At 71.9% G+C, this 17,480-nt stretch carries 15 protein-coding genes; 2 read left to right on the forward strand and 13 right to left on the reverse strand.

All coding sequences use genetic code 11. The features are described 5' to 3' along the window. Window position 1: 1 nt before the first annotated feature. The 5 genes from ABZ896_RS38030 to rpe form a co-directional block, all read right to left on the reverse strand. A complete protein-coding gene (locus tag ABZ896_RS38030; RefSeq protein WP_360939397.1) occupies window positions 2-1,783 on the reverse strand; it encodes an NB-ARC domain-containing protein in 1,782 nt (593 codons plus the stop codon). A gap of 91 nt (window positions 1,784-1,874) precedes the next feature. Then, window positions 1,875-2,156 carry a barstar family protein gene (locus ABZ896_RS38035; RefSeq protein ID WP_360939399.1) on the reverse strand — a complete coding sequence of 94 codons (282 nt, stop codon included), beginning with the start codon at window positions 2,154-2,156 and terminating at the stop codon, window positions 1,875-1,877. Next, window positions 2,153-2,521, reverse strand: coding sequence for a ribonuclease domain-containing protein (locus tag ABZ896_RS38040; RefSeq protein WP_360939401.1), 369 nt, complete (start codon window positions 2,519-2,521; stop codon window positions 2,153-2,155). The genes ABZ896_RS38035 and ABZ896_RS38040 overlap by 4 nt, the downstream gene beginning before the upstream one ends. 40 nt (window positions 2,522-2,561) lie before the next feature. After that, window positions 2,562-3,605 (reverse strand): sugar-binding domain-containing protein, encoded by a 1,044-nt coding sequence (locus tag ABZ896_RS38045; protein WP_360939403.1) that lies wholly within the window; start codon window positions 3,603-3,605, stop codon window positions 2,562-2,564. 78 nt (window positions 3,606-3,683) lie between these two features. Beyond that, window positions 3,684-4,370 carry a ribulose-phosphate 3-epimerase gene (gene rpe / locus ABZ896_RS38050; protein ID WP_360939405.1) on the reverse strand — a complete coding sequence of 229 codons (687 nt, stop codon included), beginning with the start codon at window positions 4,368-4,370 and terminating at the stop codon, window positions 3,684-3,686. 136 nt (window positions 4,371-4,506) lie between these two features. Here rpe and ABZ896_RS38055 point away from each other — a divergent pair, with 136 nt between their 5' ends. Further along, on the forward strand, window positions 4,507-6,663 hold the full coding sequence (locus ABZ896_RS38055) for an MMPL family transporter (RefSeq protein ID WP_360939407.1): 2,157 nt from the start codon (window positions 4,507-4,509) through the stop codon (window positions 6,661-6,663). On the opposite strand, the gene ABZ896_RS38060 is transcribed toward ABZ896_RS38055, so the two are convergent. Further along, on the reverse strand, window positions 6,664-8,082 hold the full coding sequence (locus tag ABZ896_RS38060; RefSeq protein ID WP_360939409.1) for a transcription antitermination factor NusB: 1,419 nt from the start codon (window positions 8,080-8,082) through the stop codon (window positions 6,664-6,666). Window positions 8,083-8,716: 634 nt separating this feature from the next. Beyond that, window positions 8,717-9,649: a methionyl-tRNA formyltransferase gene (gene fmt, locus ABZ896_RS38065; RefSeq protein ID WP_360939411.1), complete on the reverse strand. Its 933-nt coding sequence runs from the start codon at window positions 9,647-9,649 to the stop codon at window positions 8,717-8,719. A 277-nt stretch (window positions 9,650-9,926) separates the two neighbouring features. On the opposite strand from fmt, the gene ABZ896_RS38070 reads away from it, so the two are divergent. Then, a complete protein-coding gene (locus ABZ896_RS38070) occupies window positions 9,927-10,478 on the forward strand; it encodes a hypothetical protein (RefSeq protein WP_360939412.1) in 552 nt (183 codons plus the stop codon). A gap of 581 nt (window positions 10,479-11,059) precedes the next feature. On the opposite strand, the gene ABZ896_RS38075 is transcribed toward ABZ896_RS38070, so the two are convergent. The 6 genes from ABZ896_RS38075 to ABZ896_RS38100 all read right to left on the reverse strand — a co-directional run bounded on the left by ABZ896_RS38075 (window position 11,060) and on the right by ABZ896_RS38100 (window position 17,320). After that, entirely contained in the window at window positions 11,060-13,195 is a 2,136-nt protein-coding gene (locus tag ABZ896_RS38075) for a primosomal protein N' (RefSeq protein WP_360939414.1), read from the reverse strand. A gap of 144 nt (window positions 13,196-13,339) precedes the next feature. After that, window positions 13,340-14,548: a methionine adenosyltransferase gene (gene metK / locus ABZ896_RS38080; protein ID WP_360939416.1), complete on the reverse strand. Its 1,209-nt coding sequence runs from the start codon at window positions 14,546-14,548 to the stop codon at window positions 13,340-13,342. Window positions 14,549-14,788: 240 nt separating this feature from the next. Beyond that, entirely contained in the window at window positions 14,789-15,991 is a 1,203-nt protein-coding gene (coaBC, locus tag ABZ896_RS38085) for a bifunctional phosphopantothenoylcysteine decarboxylase/phosphopantothenate--cysteine ligase CoaBC (protein ID WP_360939418.1), read from the reverse strand. Window positions 15,992-16,101: 110 nt separating this feature from the next. After that, on the reverse strand, window positions 16,102-16,374 hold the full coding sequence (gene rpoZ / locus ABZ896_RS38090; protein ID WP_003988945.1) for a DNA-directed RNA polymerase subunit omega: 273 nt from the start codon (window positions 16,372-16,374) through the stop codon (window positions 16,102-16,104). Between the two features lie 28 nt (window positions 16,375-16,402). Then, complete coding sequence (gmk, locus tag ABZ896_RS38095; protein ID WP_360939420.1) at window positions 16,403-16,960, reverse strand: guanylate kinase; 558 nt, start codon at window positions 16,958-16,960, stop codon at window positions 16,403-16,405. A gap of 36 nt (window positions 16,961-16,996) precedes the next feature. Further along, window positions 16,997-17,320, reverse strand: coding sequence for an integration host factor (locus tag ABZ896_RS38100; protein WP_003977346.1), 324 nt, complete (start codon window positions 17,318-17,320; stop codon window positions 16,997-16,999). Between the last annotated feature and the right edge of the window lie 160 nt (window positions 17,321-17,480).

A 17,480-nucleotide genomic window follows, 5' to 3' on the forward strand; every position in this document is an offset into this window, starting at 1 on the left:
ACTACTGGGCGCGGTCCCCGGCCGCGAAGTCCGCCCGGGCCCGCGCGAGCAGTTCCGCCGCGTGCTCCAGGTCGCCGAGGTGGGCGAGGGCCTCGCCGAGCCGGTAGGTCTGGAGCGTGACGCCGTACGCGTTCTCGATCTCCTCGTGAACGGTCCGCGCCGCCGCGAAAGAACCCGCGGCCGTCTCCCAGTCGCCCTGCGCCGCCCGCAGCATCCCGCGGAACTCCTCGGCGGAGGCGGCGAGTTTGCGCTCCTCCGTCCTCTGCTCCTCCGCCGTCTGCCCGAACCCGGCACGGACGGCGGCCAGCGCCTGCGTCATCTCCCGCTCCGCCGCGTCGAACTCCCCCTGTTCCCACAGCGGTCGGGCCAACTGGCAGCGCATCCGCACCACGGCCCGGACGTGCCCGTCGCGCTGGGCCGCGGCCACGCCCGTACGGAAGGCGTCGATGTGGTCGGCGAAGTGCGGATGGTCCAGGAAGTGCGTCCACAGCGGCTCGCACAGCGCCCAGGCCTCGGCCGTGCCCCAACTCCCGTCAGGGGCCGCCGCGTACGCGAGGCGGACACAGCCGAACAGGGCGTGCCGTTCGGCCTCCAGCCACTGGTACGCACGGCGCTTCGCCGAGGTGCCGGTGTCGTCGGCGCGCTCGAACAGCACGTCATGCGTGCCCGGTACCGGCGGCACATCCACGGCCAGCTTCAGACGCGGACCGGCGGCGACCAGATCCGCCCGCTGTGCCTGGCGCAGATACCACCGCACGAGCCGCCGCCGCGCCGCGTCCCGCTCGTCCGCGTGACCGTCGGCCTCCGCCTTCCGACCGGCGTGCGCCCGCAGCAGCTGGGGCAGCCGCTCCCGGCCGTCGTCCCCGGCCCCGCTCAGGAGCCCGGCGAGGCGGAGCTCGTCCATCGCGTCCTCGGCGCGTTCCGCGCCCACTCCGAGCAGCGCGTCGGCCGCCGCCAGGGTGAAGGAGGGGCCGGGGAAGGCGGCGAGCAGCCGATACAGCCGCGCGGCGTCCGCGCCCAGTTCCCGGTAGGCCGCGTCCCACACCCGCTCCACCGGCGCGATGCCCTTCTCGTCCAGCTCCGCCCTGACCCGGCCCAGCAGCCTGGGCAGGGCCCGTCCCTGGTGGCGGCGCAGCCAGCCGCCGGCCACATGCAGGGCGGCCGGGAGTCCGTCGCACAGCGTCAGCAGCTCACGGGCGGTCTCCGGCTCGGCGGCGATCCGCGCGTCCCGGGTCACCCGCTCCAGGAGGTCCAGTGCGTCGGCCTCGGCGAGGGGTTCCAGGGGGAGTTCCACGGCGGCCCCGGCCTGGAGGTCGTAGAGCGGCCCGTGGCTGGTGACGATGACCAGGCTCTCGCCCGAGGCGGGCAGGAGGGCTTCCGCTTCCTCGCCGTATCGGGCGTTGTCGACGACGATGACGAGTCGCTTGTCGCGCGTCAACGACCAGTACTGCCGCGCCCGTTCCCCGAAGACCGGGGCGATCCAGTCGGCGCCGAGCGACCGCAGCAACCCGCCCAGGACGTCCGCGAGATCCACCGCCCCGTCCCGGCGCACGTCGTCGAGGTCGACGTACAGGACACCGTCCGGGTAGCGCTCCGCGACCTTGCGGGCCAGCCGGAACGCCAGCTCCGTCTTGCCCGAGCCGGGGTATCCGCGCACCGCGACGCACAGGGGCCGCGCGCCGGGCGGCCTTCCGTCCCGCTCACCGACCAGCCGCAGCACCCGGGCCTGCGGCTCCTCGCGATCCACGAAGTGCGGTGGCTCCGGCGGAACCTGATACACCATCGGTCACTGACTCCCGTCTCCGCTGCCGCGCCTTGTCCGGCACGAACCTATCCGCTCACGGGAGTTGGTATTCCGTCAGGTAACCGGCGGGTCAGCGCAGAGCGAGCGCCACCGTCACGGCCGAAGCCCCCGCGAACACCTCACGCGCGATCCCCCACTCGTCCGGCCGCGCCTCCGCGTACGGTTCCCAGTTCCGTACGACGACCACGATCTCGTCCCCCGACCACACCCCCGGGTCGGACAGCACGTCGGACAGGGCGTCCCAGTTGCGGCCGAAATAGTCCGGCAGCCTCAGGTCCCGGGCGCAGCGGTCCATCAGGGCCGCCTTGTCCCCGACGCCGACGAGGTCCAGCGTGACCACACGGTCCGTCATCTCAGTACCGCCCTGAACGAGTCGTAGTGATCATCGGTGTAGTAGAACTCCCCGCCCTCACCGGTGACGATGCGCCGGGCCCCGCGGTCGCGCGAGCCCGGCGTGGGGACGGTGTACTCGCGGTAGTAACCACGCTTCTCGGCGGGCAGCAGGCCCTCGAAGTTCCCGAAGACCGTGCCGTCCTTGGCGTACGGGAAAGGCCCGCCCCGGTCGATGAGTCGGAGGGTCTGCCGCGCCTCGGCCGGGAGCTTCGCCTCCTGAACGGTGGCCAGAGCCTTCTCCGGGGAGGAGCCGGTGGAAGAGCATCCCGCCGAGACCAGCACCAGCACGCACAGCAGGACCCGGGTGACGAACCGCAGCAGCATGCCGCCGATGCTGCCACGGCCCGTCCCTTATGACACTCCGTCAGGGGCCGTCCGGGTCCGCCCTGTTCAGCGCCGGCTTCGGCGTGGTCCCCGCCGTCATCAGGTAGTCGGCGGCGGAGGTGTCCGTCACCAGGCTGGTGACAAGCCCGGACCGCAGCACCGCGTCGATCGCGGCCGCCTTGCGCTGTCCGCCCGCGATCGCGACGACCTCGGGAACCCGGCGCAGCTGGTCGGCCTTGACGGTGATGCACCGCTCGCCCAGGTCCCGCCCGACCCGGCGCCCGTCGGCGTCGAAGAGGTGCGCGGACATCTCGGCGGCGACACCGAGCGAGGCGTAGTGGCCGCGCTCCTCGTCGCTGAGCATGTCGTGGACCGTCGAGATGCCCGGCTCCCAGGAGCCGATCGAGACACAGGCGACCGTGACCTTGTCGAAGTACTCGAAGGCCCGGGCGATCCCGGTCTGGTTGCGCAGCGCGGCCGCGGTGGCCGCGTCCGGCAGCAGCATCGGCGCGTAGATGGGGTGCGCGTCGCCGCCGGAGACCTGGGCGGCCCGTCGTACCGCCTCCACCGAGCCGCGCTCGGCGGTCCCCGCGTCGTACACGCCCGTCAGCTGCACGACCGTGCACGGCGGCAGCCGGTCCAGGGCCGCCGCCATGTGGATGGTGGACCGGCCCCACGCCAGTCCCAGCACATCCCCTTCGTTGACGAGTTCGCCGAGCAGGTCGGCCGCCACCTCGCCCAGGTTCTCCGGGTCGGGCGACTCCTCGACGTCCGCCGGGGACTCGACCACGACGGCGTGCCTGAGCCCGTAGCGGGCGCGGAGCGCGTCGGAGCGCTCGGCGTCCAGCTCGGCCGGCACCCGGATCTCGATGCGTACGAGATCCCGTTCGAGAGCGGTCTCCAGGACCCGGGCCACCTTGAAGCGGCTGACGCCGAACTCCTCCGCGATCTGGATCTTGGACTTGCCCTCGAGATAGAAGCGGCGGGCCATCGCCGCCGCCTGCACCAGCTCAGCGGGTCCCATCCGCACTGCTGACCGGCCCGCCGACATACCCGACACGGCCTTCTCCTCACTGCTGTTCACACTCTGGATTCGCCGTTCATCCTTGCAGATCCGGCGGACTTGATCAGCCCCGAAGAGAGCCGTTCACGTTCCTGTGGCTCAGTGGTCGCACGCCCACGACGCCTTGGCCGTGGTCGCCGCCGCCTGGTTGCGCAGTGCACGTACCGCCTCCGACGGGTCGGACGCCCCGTACACCGCCGAGCCGGCGACGAAGACGTCGGCACCCGCGTCCGCGCACCGCTCGATGGTGGCCGCCGAGACCCCGCCGTCGACCTGGAGCCACAGCTCCAGGCCGTGCTTGGAGATCAACTCGCGGGTGCGGCGGATCTTGGGGAGCATGATGTCGAGGAACGCCTGTCCTCCGAAACCGGGCTCGACCGTCATGATCAGCAGCATGTCGAGCTCGGGGAGCAGGTCCTCGTACGGCTCGATGGGCGTCGCGGGCTTCAGCGCCATGGAGGCGCGGGCGCCCTTGGCGCGGATCTCCCGGGCGAGCCGGACGGGCGCGGCGGCCGCCTCGACGTGGAAGGTGACGGAACCGGCCCCCGCCTCGACGTACTGGGGCGCCCACCGATCGGGGGCCTCGATCATCAGATGGCAGTCCAGCGGAGTGTCCGTCGCACGGGCCAGCGACTCTACGACCGGCACACCGAGCGTGAGGTTCGGGACGAAATGGTTGTCCATGACGTCGACGTGGAGCCAGTCGGCTCCCTCCACCGCCTTCGCCTCGTCCGCGAGGCGGGCGAAGTCGGCGGACAGAATGCTGGGGTTGATCTGCACGGCCATACCCCAAGCCTCCCATGCCAGGGCGGGTATGTTCACGCCGGTCCAGACCTAAGCCGTTCAACGGATGTGCCGCCCGGCGCATCTGTGCCACCCTGGGCCGCCGGACGGCTCGACACAAATGGCTCCGGGGGTGGCCATGACCGGCAATAGGGGCATAGCCCATCTGGTCTGCGGACGACGTGCCAAGTGGCTGGTGCTGGCGCTGTGGCTGGTGGTGCTCTTCCTGACCGCGCCCCTCGCCTCCAAGCTCACCGACGCGCAGGACAACGACGCGGCCTCCTGGCTGCCCGGCTCCGCCGAGTCGACGCAGGTCCTGACGCTCTCCGAGGACTTCCGGCCGGAACAGATCCCCGCGGTCGTGATCTACGCCCGTGAGAGCGGCCTCACGGCTCAGGACCGGGCGGCGATCGCCCAGGACGCGGCCCAGATCAAGCGGCTGACGGCACACGGCATCCGCGGCGCGGAGACCCGGGGGCCCGTCTACGACCGGCGGAGCGACCCGCGCGCGGCGCAGATCCTGGTCCCGATCACCATGGACGAGAAGGGCTGGGAGGAGATCGCGCCCGCGGTCGACTCGATCCGGGACGTGTCCGGCGAGAGCCATGGCGGGCTGGCCGTGCACATCACCGGCCCGGGCGGCACCTCCGCGGACTTCTCCAAGGCCTTCGAGGGCATCGACTCGACGCTGCTGGTGTCCGCGATGGGCGTCGTCATCGTCATGCTCCTCATCACCTACCGCAGCCCCACCCTCCTCCTGGTTCCGCTGCTGTCGGTGGTGGCGGCCCTGTTCACCGCGCAGGCCTTCATCTACCTGCTCGCCCGGCACGCGGGCCTGACCGTCAACGGCCAGAGCGCGGGCATCCTGACCGTCCTCGTCTTCGGCGCGGGGACGGACTACGCCCTGCTGCTCGTCGCCCGCTACCGCGAGGAGCTGCACCGCCACGAGGACCGCCACGAGGCGATGGCGCTGGCCCTGCACCGCGCGGGCCCGGCGGTGATCGCGTCCGGCGCGACCGTGGTCCTGAGCATGCTGGTGCTGCTGGCCGCCGAGATGAACTCGACGCGCGGCCTGGGCCCGGTCGCCGCAATCGGCGTGACGGTCGCCCTGCTGGCGATGATGACCCTGTTCCCCGCCCTGCTGGTGATCTTCGGCCGCTGGATCTTCTGGCCGGTGATCCCGCACCACGGCGCCCCCGACCGCATCGAGAGCGGCGTCTGGGCCCGCATGGGCCGCCGGATCGCCCGCCGCCCGCGCATGGTCTGGGGCGTCACCGCACTGATCCTCGCCGTCTGCTCGCTCGGCCTGATCCAACTGCGCGCCGAGGGCATCGGCAACGCCGACGCGTTCACCGGGAAACCCGACTCAATCGTCGGCCAGGAAGTCTCCGCGAAGTACTTCCCGGCGGGCAGCGGCGACCCCTTGGTCATCGTCAGCGACCAGACGCGGGCCCGGCAGGTCGGCGCGGCGGTGGCCGGCACCCGGGGAGTGGTCCCGGAGTCCCTCGGCCTGCCGCCGGGCACGAAACCGTCGTACGAGGGAAAGGTCCTCTTCGAGGCGACGATGACCGCCCCGGCCGACAGCGAGGCCGCGAAGCAGACCGTCGAGCGGGTCCGGGACGCCGTCCACGCGATCCCCGACGCGGACGCGCGGGTCGGCGGCGGTACGGCGTCCCTGCTGGACATGGACAAGGCGACCACGCACGACAACGTGCTGATCATCCCGCTGGTGCTCGCGGTCGTCCTGCTGATCCTGTGCGCGCTGCTGCGCGCCCTGATCGCCCCGCTGATCCTGATCGGGACGGTGATCCTGTCGTTCGCGGCGGCGCTCGGCATCAGCGCCCTGGCCTTCCGCCACCTCTTCGACTACGCGGGCGAGTCGACGGACTTCCCGCTGTTCGTCTTCGTCTTCCTGGTCGCCCTCGGCATCGACTACAACATCTTCCTGACCACCCGCATCCGCGAGGAGGCGACCCGCCAGGGCACCCGCGCGGGCGTGGTCACCGGCCTCGCGGCCACGGGCGCGGTCATCACCTCGGCGGGCCTGGTCCTGGCCGGCACCTTCGCCGCCCTCGGCACCCTCCCGATGGTCGCCTTCGCGGAGATCGGCTTCGCGGTGGCGCTGGGGGTGCTGCTGGACACGTTCATCGTGCGGTCGGTGCTGGTCACGTCGCTGTTCCTGGACGTAGGCCCTCGCGTCTGGTGGCCGCACAGTCTCGCCAAGGAGCACGCAACCGACGTAGAGGCGCGGGGAACTGCGCGACCAGCCACAACGGCGTCGCAGACGAACGACTAGTCACCCGGTCCGACGAATCAACGCCAGATACATCGCGTCGGTCCCATGCACATGCGGCCACAGCTGAACGTCCGGCCCCTCCCCGAGCTCCGGCACACCGTCCAACAGGGGCCGCGCGTCAAGGAGTTCGGCCTCGGGCCGCTGCTTGAGCACGTCGGCGACAACCGCCCGCGTCTCGGCAAGATGCGGCGAACACGTCGCGTACCCCACGACCCCACCGACCCGCACGGCGTCGAGCGCACTCTCCAACAGGCCGCGCTGCAACGGCGCGAACCCTTCCAGATCCTCGGGCCGCCGCCGCCACCGCGCCTCAGGCCGCCTCCGCAACGCGCCGAGCCCGGTGCACGGCACATCCATCAACACCCGGTCGAAACTCCCGGGTTGCCACGGCGGCCGCGTCCCGTCCGCGGCGATGACCTGATACGGCCCCGGATTGCCCGCGAGCGCTTTCGCCACCAACCCCGCCCGGTGCGGCTGCTTCTCGGAAGCGAGCAACCGAGCCCCCCGCTGAGCAGCGAGCGCGGCGAGCAACGCAGCCTTGCCCCCGGGACCGGCACACCCGTCGAGCCACCGCTCGTCCCGCCCATCGAGCGGCGCGTTCGCGAGGGCGAGTGCGACGAGCTGACTGCCCTCGTCCTGCACCCCGGCCCGCCCCTCCCGCACGGCGTCCAGGGCCCCGGGCTCCCCGCCCTCGGCCAGCCGCGCGGCGTACGGCGACCAGCGCCCCGGCACCGCGGAGTCCTCCCGGAGCAGCTCCTCGACCGTGGCCCGCCCCGGCCGGGCGACCAGCGTCACCTCGGGCCGCTCGTTGTCGGCCTCCAGCAGCCGCTCGATCCCGGCCCGGCCGCCGCCGAGGGAGTCCCACAGCGCGGAGACGATCCAACGGGGGTGGGAGTGCACGACGGCGAGATGGTCCTCGGGGTCGTCGTCGTAGGGGGGCGCGACTTTCGCGAGCCACCCGTCGAGATCGTCCTGGGCGACCTTGCGCAGCACGGCGTTGACGAACTTGGCCCGCCCGTCCCCGAGCACGACCCGCGCGAGCTCTACGGAGGCGGACACGGCGGCGTGCGTCGGGATCCGCGTCCCGAGCAGCTGGTGCACACCGAGGCTCAGCACGTCGAGCACCGGCGGGTCGACCTCGCGCAGCGGCCGGTCCACGCATGCGGCGATGACCGCGTCGTACGTCCCCTGTCGGCGCAGCGTGCCGTACACGAGCTCGGTGGCCAGCGCGGCGTCCCGCCCGTCGAAGTCCCCTTTCTCCCGCGCCTTGCGCAGCAGCGGCGGCAGAACGAGGTTGGCGTAGGCGTCCCGCTCGTCCACGGCCCGCAACGCCTCGAAGGCGAGCATACGGACGGGGTCCTTCTGGGGACGGCGATAGGGCTTGCCGGGTTTACGGGGCCGACGGGGCTGCTCGCTCACGAAAAGGTGCTCCGGATATCAGGAAGGGTTGCGTGTTCAGCGTACGTCGGGGGTGGGGGGTTGGAGGGGCGGGGCGGCTGGAGGGAGCGACTCGGGGGGCTGCCTTCGGGGTGGGGCGCTTCCGGGGGCTGCCTTTGGGGGCTGCTCTTTGGGGCGCGGTCGGCTTTGGCTGCCTTCGGGGACGGCAGGCTTCTGAGGCACCGCCTTGAAGCACGGGAGACTTCCGAGGGGCTGCCCGGGGCACGGCCGGTTTCGGAGGAACTACCTTCGGGGCACGGCATGCCTCCGAGGACGTGCCTGGGGGCACGGCTGATCTCAGAGAAGCCGCCTTCGGGACACGGTCCGCTCCCCGGAAGCCGCCCGTCAGGCGCCGCCGACTTCCAAAGGGCCGCCCCGGATTGCCGTCGCTCTCCCAGAAGCGCCCCTGGACACCCCTTGGGTGCGGTCGGCCCGCCCCCCGAAGGCCTGCGCTGTAGCTGCTGTCCGCCTCTGACCACGTCCCCGCCGAGTGCTCCCGCTGTCCCAGCCGCCCCCTGATGACGGCCGTCACCGCCCGAGGCGCTGCCCCTTCGGCACCGTGGCCCTCCTCTTACGTACCGTCGCCTCCCCAACCCCTCCCCGCCATCGCCTGGGGTCACCCGCCAAGAATCTCCCCTTCACCGATCCGCACACCCCGCGCCCAGTCCGCCGCCTTCATCGGCTTCTTGCCCTGCGCCTGCACCCACAGCAGCTCGACGGCGTACGACCCCGTCCCGACGTGGACACTGTTCTTGCCGACCGCCATCGCACCGGGCGCGAGGTCGGTCCGGTCGGGAGCCGACGTGACCTGGATGAGCTTGAGCCGCTCACCCCGGAACGTCGTCCAGGCCCCGGGAGCGGGGTGGCACCCCCGCACGACCCGGTCGACCCGCAACGCCGGCGCCGCCCAGTCGACCCGCGCGTCCTCGACGGTGATCTTCGGCGCGAGAGACACACCCTCGGCCGGCTGCGGTACGGCCTTCAGCGTGCCGTCCGCGATGCCGTCCATGGTCGCCGCGAGCAGCCCGGAACCGGCGAAGGCGAGCCGGGTCAGCAGGTCGCCGCTGGTGTCGGTGGGCCGGATCTCCTCGGTGACGGTCCCGTAGACGGGCCCGGAGTCCAGCCCCTCCTCGATCAGGAAGGTCGCGGCCCCGGTGATCTCGTCGCCCGCCATGATCGAGTGCTGCACGGGCGCGGCCCCCCGCCAGGCGGGCAGCAGCGAGAAGTGCAGGTTGACCCAGCCGTGGACGGGGATGTCGAGGGCGACACGGGGCAGCAGGGCACCGTAGGCGACGACGGGACAGCAGTCGGGCGCGATCTCGCGCAACCGCTCCAGGAACTCCGGATCCCGCGGCTTCGCCGGCTTCAGCACCTCGATCCCGGCCTCCTCGGCCCGCTCCGCGACCGGGCTCGCGACCAGCCGACGCCCACGCCCGGCCGGCGCGTCCGGCCGCGTGACGACGGCGGCCACCTCGTGTCGCCCGGAGGCGATCAGGGCGTCCAGGGCGGGAACGGCGACCTCGGGGGTACCGGCGAAGACAAGCTTCATGGGTGGGTACGGGCCTCTCGGGCGGGGGCGATACGGGCAACACACAAGTTTATGGCGGACGGCGAACGCCCACGAACGGGTTGACGCGCACCGTCCCCCCGACCCGCACCAGGCGTCACTTGGGCGCGAACACGCCACCCCCGGCGCACGCATATGCCCATACGCCCCCGGTGCGTGACCAGCGGCGCGTCCACGCGTTGGTCAAGAAAGAGTTGACCACAAAGGGCCGCAAGCGCGCGGCCCGATCCTTTTCAACGCCGGTTCGAGAGGCTTGTTCATGGCCGACCATGCAACCCACGACGCCCAGGCTCGGGCCAGCCTGCACTTGTTGGTGCGGGACATCGAGCGGGTCCGCCGGCAGGTGGACGCACTGCGCACGCTCACCGCCCAGCTGGGCAACGTCTACCGCCCGCGCCGCTCCGGCCCGTCCACGGGCTTCGTCGTCTACGGACGCGCTCCCGCGCCCACGGTCCGTCTCGCGCAGGAGCTGCGGGACAGCGTCGAGACGCTGGTGACGGCCGCGGTCGACTTCGACCGCTCGCTCGGCTTCTCGTGGGACGCGGTGGGCTCCGCACTCGGGGTCACGAAGCAGGCCGTCCACCGCCGCTACGGCGCCCGCCGCGCCGCGGCCCAGGCGACGGCCGACGCCGAGCACGCGACGGAGCAGACGGGCACCCGGACGGTCAGCGTCAACACCGGCATCCCCTCGGTGCCGGCGGTCCCCACGGTCCCGGCGGCCCGCTCGATGCCGACCCAGCCCACCGCAGGCAGCCCGTCCCTCCGCGAAGACCCCAGACCCCCCGCCTTCCCCGGCCCCCGAAACGGCTGACCCACCCCCACCCAGTGCCCTCCCACCACCTCCGGGAGGGCACAGCCATGTCCCCCGACACCCCACACCCCGAAACCAACAGCCGCACCCCACGCCCTACACCCCCGCCCGCACGCCACGACTCGCCGCCGCGGCCTGCACGCACCGCTCGACCGGCGGCCGTGGCCCGCACCGCACCCCACACCCTCGCCCTGCAGGCCACGACCCACTGCCGCGCTCCACCCCGCACGCCACAGTCGGCTGCCGCGCCCCGCATGACCCACACCCGCACCCGCACCCGCACCCGCACCCGCAAGCGTTGACCAGCCCCAACGGCCAGGCGTCAACCGCCCTGAGCGATCCCCAGCCACCCAACCCCTCAAGCCCCTGGCCCAAGCCACCCGCCCGCCCCCAGCCAGTCCCCCGGCCCCGAAGCCCTCGGTCGCAGCCCCGCCCACCAGACGCCGCCACCCCCGGCCAGCCGCCGACGACGCCCAACCCCCACAAGGGCCACCCGCACCCGACCACGAAACCCGCACGGGCGGTGCGGGTGGGAACCCCCATCCCGGCCGAAGGCCGCCCCCGCCCCCACCCCACCCCCGCTACCCGATGTCCGGCGGATCGATCCGCACCCGAACCACCCCCTCACCCCCCCGAGCCATCCGCGAAGCCTGCGCAGTCTTCAACGCAGCCGCCAACACCGCCCCCCTCCCCGGCGGCACCCGCACCAGCACCCGCTCCCACCCCTCCCCCGAAGAAGAACCCACCCTCCGAGCCCCCGCGTCAGCGACCGGCACAGGCCCCAACACCTCCGCCTCCGCAGGCAACTCCACCCCCGCCAAAAACTCCGCCAGCACCCCCGCCTCCCCCGACACCGCAGCCATCCGGGAAACCGGCGGAAACCCCAACTCCGCCCGCTCCCCCAACTCCCGCACCGCATGCCCCACGGGATCCCACCGCACCAACGCCTGCACAGGCCGCAACGTAGGCTCGGCGACCACGACGACCGTCCCCCCCGCCCCCTGCCCCCGCACCAACGCCGCCGCCGCGATCCACCGCCGCAACGCATCCTCTCCAGCCCTCAAATCAGGCCGCCCCACCATGGCCCACCCGTCGAGCAACAGCGCCGCCGCGTACCCCCCTTCCGCCACCGGCTCAGCCCCCGGCGTGCTCACCACCAGCGCGGGAGCATCCGGCACCGTGTCCAGCACATGCTCCCGCCCGGACGTCCGCACCGGCACCGCCGGAAACGCCCGCCCCAACTCCTCCGCGGTCCGCCGCGCCCCCACGACCTGCGCCCGCAGCCGGAACCCCCCGCACTCCTGACAGTGCCAGGCCGCCTCCTCCTGCCCGCACCACCCGCACCGCAACGCCCCCGCGTCCTGCCCCTCCAACGGCCCCGCACAGTGCCGACACCGCGCGGCCGCCCGACAGTTCGCGCACGCGAGACGCGGCACATACCCCCGCCGCGGCACCTGCACCAGCACCGGCCCGTGCCGCAGCCCCTCCTTCACGGTCTGCCAGGCAAGCGTCGGCAGCCGTGCCGCCCGCGCGGCCTCGTCGCGCGCGAGATCCTGGTCCCCCACCGTCCGCACCAGCGGCGCGGCCCTCCGCACCTGCTCCCGCGAGGCGACCAACGGCCGAGCCCACCCGCTCTCCACCAGCTGCGCCGCCTCGACGGTGCAACTCCAGCTCCCCAGCAGAAACCCGCACCGATCCTGCGCGGCCCGCAGCAACAGCACCTCCCGCGCATGCGGCTGCGGAGCATGCTGCTCACTGTGGCTGTCGTCGCCGTCGTCCCAGAGCACGACAAGCCCCAGATCCTGCACCGGCGCGAACATCGCGGCCCGCGTCCCGACCACGGCCCGCACGGCCCCCCGCCGCACGGCGAGCCACTCCCGGTACCGCTTCTCGGGCCCGGCATCGGCGGTCAGGACGGCATGCCGCCCCACCCCCAGCAGGGAGGTCAGCGCGGCATCGACCCGCGCGACGGCCCGCCCGTCGGGTACGACGACCAGAGCCCCCCGCCCGGAAGCCAACGTGGCCACGACGGCCCGCGCCAGCTCCTCGCTCCACTCGGGCCCGGGCAACGCGTTCCACACCGCCCGCGGCGCACCCCCCGAGGCCAGCGACTCCAGAAACGCGCCCCCCCGCTCGTACCGCCCCCAGGACCCCACTTCGGGCGCTCCCGGCGGCGGCAACGGCTCGGGCGACGGCCGCTGCTCGGCCCGCGCACTGCGCGGCGGCACGGCGAGCTGCAGTACATCGGCGAGGCTCCCCGCGTACCGATCGGCGACGGCCCGCGCCAGCCCCAGCAACTCCTCGCTCAACACCCGCTCGGGCGACACGACCTGGGCGAGCGCGGCCAACGGCCCCGAGTAGTCCGACTCGGCGACCCGCTCGACGAGAAACCCGTCGATCAGCCCCCCGCCCTCGCGCCGCCCGTCCCGCACCCGATGCCGCCCGGCACCGAACCGCACCCGCACCCGCACCCCGGGCTGCGCGTCGGCATCCAGCTCCTCAGGCACGGCATAGTCGAAATACCGGTCAAGATGCAGCACCCCCTTGTCCACCAACACCCGTGCAACCGGCAACTCCTTCGCCAACGCGGCCCCCCGCCACGTCCGAGGCTTGGCCCGAGGCACCCTCCCCTTCCGCACCCCCTCCCGAACCAGAGCAAGCTGCTCCGGCGGCCCGCCACCGGCCGCAGCCCCCGCCTCCTCGTTCTCGCTGCTCACAGCACCATTGGTACCAGACCCCACTGACAACCGACCGCGCCCCGAACCCTCGATCCCCTCCAACGGCATCTCCACCGGCGGACGAGGAAAACGAACGGGGCCCGGCCCCCGAAGGGAACCGGACCCCGGTACAGACTCTGAGGCTTACAGCCCCGCCGCCTTCCGCAGCGCGTCCACGCGGTCCGTCTTCTCCCACGTGAACTCGGGGAGTTCGCGGCCGAAGTGGCCGTACGCCGCCGTCTGGGCGTAGATCGGGCGGAGCAGGTCGAGGTCGCGGATGATCGCGGCCGGGCGGAGGTCGAAGACCACCTCGATCGCCTTCTCGATCTTCTCGGTCTCGACCTTGGCGGTGCCGAAGGTCTCCACGAAGAGACCGACCGGCTCGGCCTTGCCGATCGCGTACGCGACCTGGACCTCGCAGCGCGAGGCGAGACCCGCGGCTACCACGTTCTTCGCCACCCAGCGCATCGCGTACGCGGCCGAGCGGTCCACCTTGGACGGGTCCTTGCCGGAGAAGGCGCCGCCGCCGTGGCGGGCGTAGCCGCCGTAGGTGTCGATGATGATCTTGCGGCCGGTCAGGCCGGCGTCGCCCATCGGGCCGCCGATCTCGAAGCGGCCGGTGGGGTTGACCAGGAGACGGTAGTTCTCCGTGTCCAGCTTGATGCCCTCGTCCAGGAGCGCCTTGAGCTCCGGCTCCACGACGAACTCGCGGATGTCGGGGGTCAGCAGGGAGTCCAGGTCGATGTCGGACGCGTGCTGCGAGGAGACGACCACGGTGTCGAGACGGACGGCCTTGTCGCCGTCGTACTCGATGGTGACCTGAGTCTTGCCGTCGGGGCGCAGGTAGGGGATGGTGCCGTTCTTGCGGACCTCGGACAGGCGCTTGGCCAGGCGGTGCGCCAGGAAGATCGGCAGTGGCATCAGCGTCGGCGTCTCGTCGCTGGCGTAGCCGAACATCAGGCCCTGGTCGCCCGCGCCCTGGCGGTCCAGCTCGTCCTCGTCGCCCTCGACCCGGGACTCGTAGGCGGTGTCGACGCCCTGCGCGATGTCGGGCGACTGCGCGCCGATGGACACCGACACGCCGCAGGAGGCGCCGTCGAAGCCCTTCTTCGAGGAGTCGTAGCCGATCTCCAGGATCTTCTCCCGCACCAGCTGCGGGATCGGCGCGTACGCCTTGGTCGTGACCTCGCCGGCCACGTGCACCAGACCGGTCGTGATCAGGGTCTCGACGGCGACCCGGGAGGTCGGGTCCTCCTTGAGGAGGGCGTCGAGAATGGTGTCACTGATCTGGTCAGCGATCTTGTCGGGGTGACCCTCGGTCACGGACTCCGAGGTGAACAGGCGACGGGACACAACGCTCCCTGTGGTTGCAGCGGCTGCTGGCTGATCATTGGCGGACGGGCCCGGGGGCTGCGCCCGGCATCGTCCGAGAACAGTTTATCGGTCGCGCTCGGCCGACGGCCCCCCTGTCTCGCCACTCGGGAGTGCCATGACCTGCGGCACGGGCATTCTGCCCAATGGGCGACCCGATTGGCCAGGGTCACCACACCCGATTGAGGGAGGCTCGAGGGACTTGTGAAGTGAATGCAACATTCAGTTCAGGCGCTCCACCACCAGGTCCCACACGGTTTCGGCCAGGGCTTCCTTCGGGCCGTGCGCCACCGGCGTCTCGCTGCCGTCGGCGCCCAGCACCACCGCCTCGTTCTCCTCGGACCCGAAGGTCTTGCGCTCCCCCACCTCGTTGACGACGAGGAGGTCGCAGCCCTTGCGTGCCAGCTTCGCGCGGCCGTTGGCCAGCACGTCGTCGGTCTCGGCGGCGAAGCCGACCACCACCTGGCCAGGACGGGCGCGGTCGGCCGAGATCTCCGCGAGGATGTCCGGATTCCGCACCAGGACGATCGGATCGGGCTCCTTGTCGTCCTTCTTCTTGATCTTCCCGGAGGCGTAGGCGGCCGGACGGAAGTCCGCGACCGCGGCGGCCATGACGACGGCGTCGGCGTCGGCCGCCGCCTTCAGGACCGCCTCACGCAGTTGTACGGCGGTGCCGACCGGCACGACGTCCACACCCGCCGGGTCCGGCAGCCCGGTGTTCGCGGAGACGAGCGTGACCCGGGCCCCGCGCGCTGCCGCGGTGCGGGCGAGGGCGTACCCCTGCTTGCCGGAGGAGCGGTTGCCGAGGAAGCGGACCGGGTCGAGGGGCTCGCGGGTACCGCCGGCGCTGACGACGACATGCCGCCCGGCGAGGTCGGGCTCACGCACGCCCCTGGCCAGGACACGACGACAGACCTCGAAGATCTCGCCCGGGTCGGGCAGCCGCCCCTTGCCGGTGTCGACGCCGGTGAGACGGCCGACGGCGGGCTCGATGACGACGGCGCCGCGGCGGCGCAGCGTCGCCACGTTCTCCTGGGTGGCCGGGTGTTCCCACATCTCGGTGTGCATCGCGGGGGCGAAGACGACCGGGCAGCGGGCGGTGAGGAGGGTGTTGGTGAGCAGGTCGTCCGCGAGGCCGTGGGCGGCCTTGGCCAGAATGTCGGCGGTGGCCGGGGCGACCACGACGAGGTCGGCGTGCTGTCCGATCCGTACGTGCGGCACCTCGTGGACGTCGTCCCAGACCTCCGTGGAGACGGGGTGGCCGGAGAGGGCGGACCAGGTGGCGGCGCCGACGAAGTGCAGGGCGGAGGCGGTGGGGACCACGCGGACGTCGTGTCCGGACTCGGTCAGCCTGCGCAGCAGCTCACAGGCCTTGTACGCGGCGATGCCACCGCTGACACCCAGAACGACCCTCGGCTTGTCCACCGGGCCTCCTCCCACTGTCGGAACAACGTGTCCATCACACACCACAGGCCCGACAGTCGCGCTGCCGGGCCTGTGGATAAGTCAGCGAAAAGCTGAAAGTACTACTGCTGCTACTGCGCGGGGCCCTCAACGGCCTCGGACGTCAGCAGACCCGCGTTGATCTCGCGCAGGGCGATCGAGAGCGGCTTCTCGTGGACGTGGGTGTCGACGAGCGGACCGACGTACTCGAGGAGGCCCTCGCCGAGCTGCGAGTAGTACGCGTTGATCTGGCGGGCCCGCTTGGCCGCGTAGATCACGAGGCTGTACTTCGAGTCAGTGGCCTCGAGGAGCTCGTCGATCGGCGGGTTGATGATGCCCTCGGGCGCGGAGATGGAAGAGGACACGCTCTACCTTCCGAAGTGGGATAAAAGATCAGACAACTTCCATCAAGGCTAGCAGCTCACGCGCCACGTCCTCGACGGAGGTGTTGACCAGGGTCGTGTCGAACTCGGCCTCGGCGGCCAGCTCGATCTTGGCGGCATCGAGACGGCGCTCGATGACGTCCTTGGACTCGGTGCCCCGGCCGGTGAGCCGGCGCACCAGTTCCTCCCAGCTCGGCGGGGCCAGGAAGACCAGCTGCGCGTCCGGCATGGACTCCCGGACCAGCCGCGCGCCCTGGAGGTCGATCTCCAGCAGCACGGGCTCACCCCGGTCGAGCCGCTCGATCACGGCCGCACGCGGCGTGCCGTAACGGTTGCCGGCGAACTCCGCCCACTCCAGCAGCTCACCATTGGCGATCAGCTTGTCCATCTCCTCGTCGGTGACGAAGAAGTACTGGACACCGTGCTTCTCGCCGGGGCGGGGCCTGCGGGTCGTCGCCGACACCGAGAGCCAGACCTCGGGGTGTTCCTTGCGCATATGGGCGACGACCGTGCTCTTGCCGACCCCGGAGGGGCCGGAGAGCACGGTCAGCCGCGGACGTTCACTCATACAGCGATTATTCCAGCAATCCCGGAGTGCCCGGGCTCAGGAACCGGTGCTGCCGAACTCACGCTCCAGAGAAGCGATCTGGTTGGAGCCGAGGCCGCGCACACGACGGCTCTCGGAGATGCCGAGTCGCTCCATGATCTGCTTGGCGCGGACCTTGCCCACGCCGGGCAGCGACTCGAGCAGCGCGGAGACCTTCATCTTGCCGATGACGTCGTTCTCCTGGCCCTGCTTGATGACCTCGTGCAGGGAGGCGCCGGAGTGCTTGAGTCGATTCTTGACCTCGGCCCGCTCCCGGCGAGCCGCGGCGGCCTTTTCGAGCGCGGCTGCGCGCTGTTCAGGGGTAAGGGGCGGAAGAGCCACGCCTACGTCACCTCGGATGTCGAACTGTCGGATACGGACCGGTGAGGAACCTAGTCGCCCCACACCTGGGGAGCCACGAGCAACACGCTCGCCCGTTGACTCTCGTCGGAGACTAGCGGCCAAGTCCGCCAGAGTCAGCGAGAACAGCGGAAAAGTCCTG

This window comes from Streptomyces sp. NPDC047072 (assembly GCF_040643855.1).
GTDB lineage: Bacteria > Actinomycetota > Actinomycetes > Streptomycetales > Streptomycetaceae > Streptomyces.

Bases quoted from the DNA above. Each gene is read 5' to 3' on its own strand.
- gmk (WP_360939420.1), bottom strand. From the start codon at position 16,960: ATGAGTGAACGTCCGCGGCTGACCGTGCTCTCCGGCCCCTCCGGGGTC.
- ABZ896_RS38030 (WP_360939397.1), bottom strand. From the start codon at position 1,783: ATGGTGTATCAGGTTCCGCCGGAGCCACCGCACTTCGTGGATCGCGAG.
- fmt (WP_360939411.1), bottom strand. From the start codon at position 9,649: ATGAAGCTTGTCTTCGCCGGTACCCCCGAGGTCGCCGTTCCCGCCCTG.
- ABZ896_RS38040 (WP_360939401.1), bottom strand. From the start codon at position 2,521: ATGCTGCTGCGGTTCGTCACCCGGGTCCTGCTGTGCGTGCTGGTGCTG.
- ABZ896_RS38055 (WP_360939407.1), top strand. From the start codon at position 4,507: ATGACCGGCAATAGGGGCATAGCCCATCTGGTCTGCGGACGACGTGCC.
- ABZ896_RS38070 (WP_360939412.1), top strand. From the start codon at position 9,927: ATGGCCGACCATGCAACCCACGACGCCCAGGCTCGGGCCAGCCTGCAC.
- ABZ896_RS38035 (WP_360939399.1), bottom strand. From the start codon at position 2,156: ATGACGGACCGTGTGGTCACGCTGGACCTCGTCGGCGTCGGGGACAAG.
- rpe (WP_360939405.1), bottom strand. From the start codon at position 4,370: ATGGCCGTGCAGATCAACCCCAGCATTCTGTCCGCCGACTTCGCCCGC.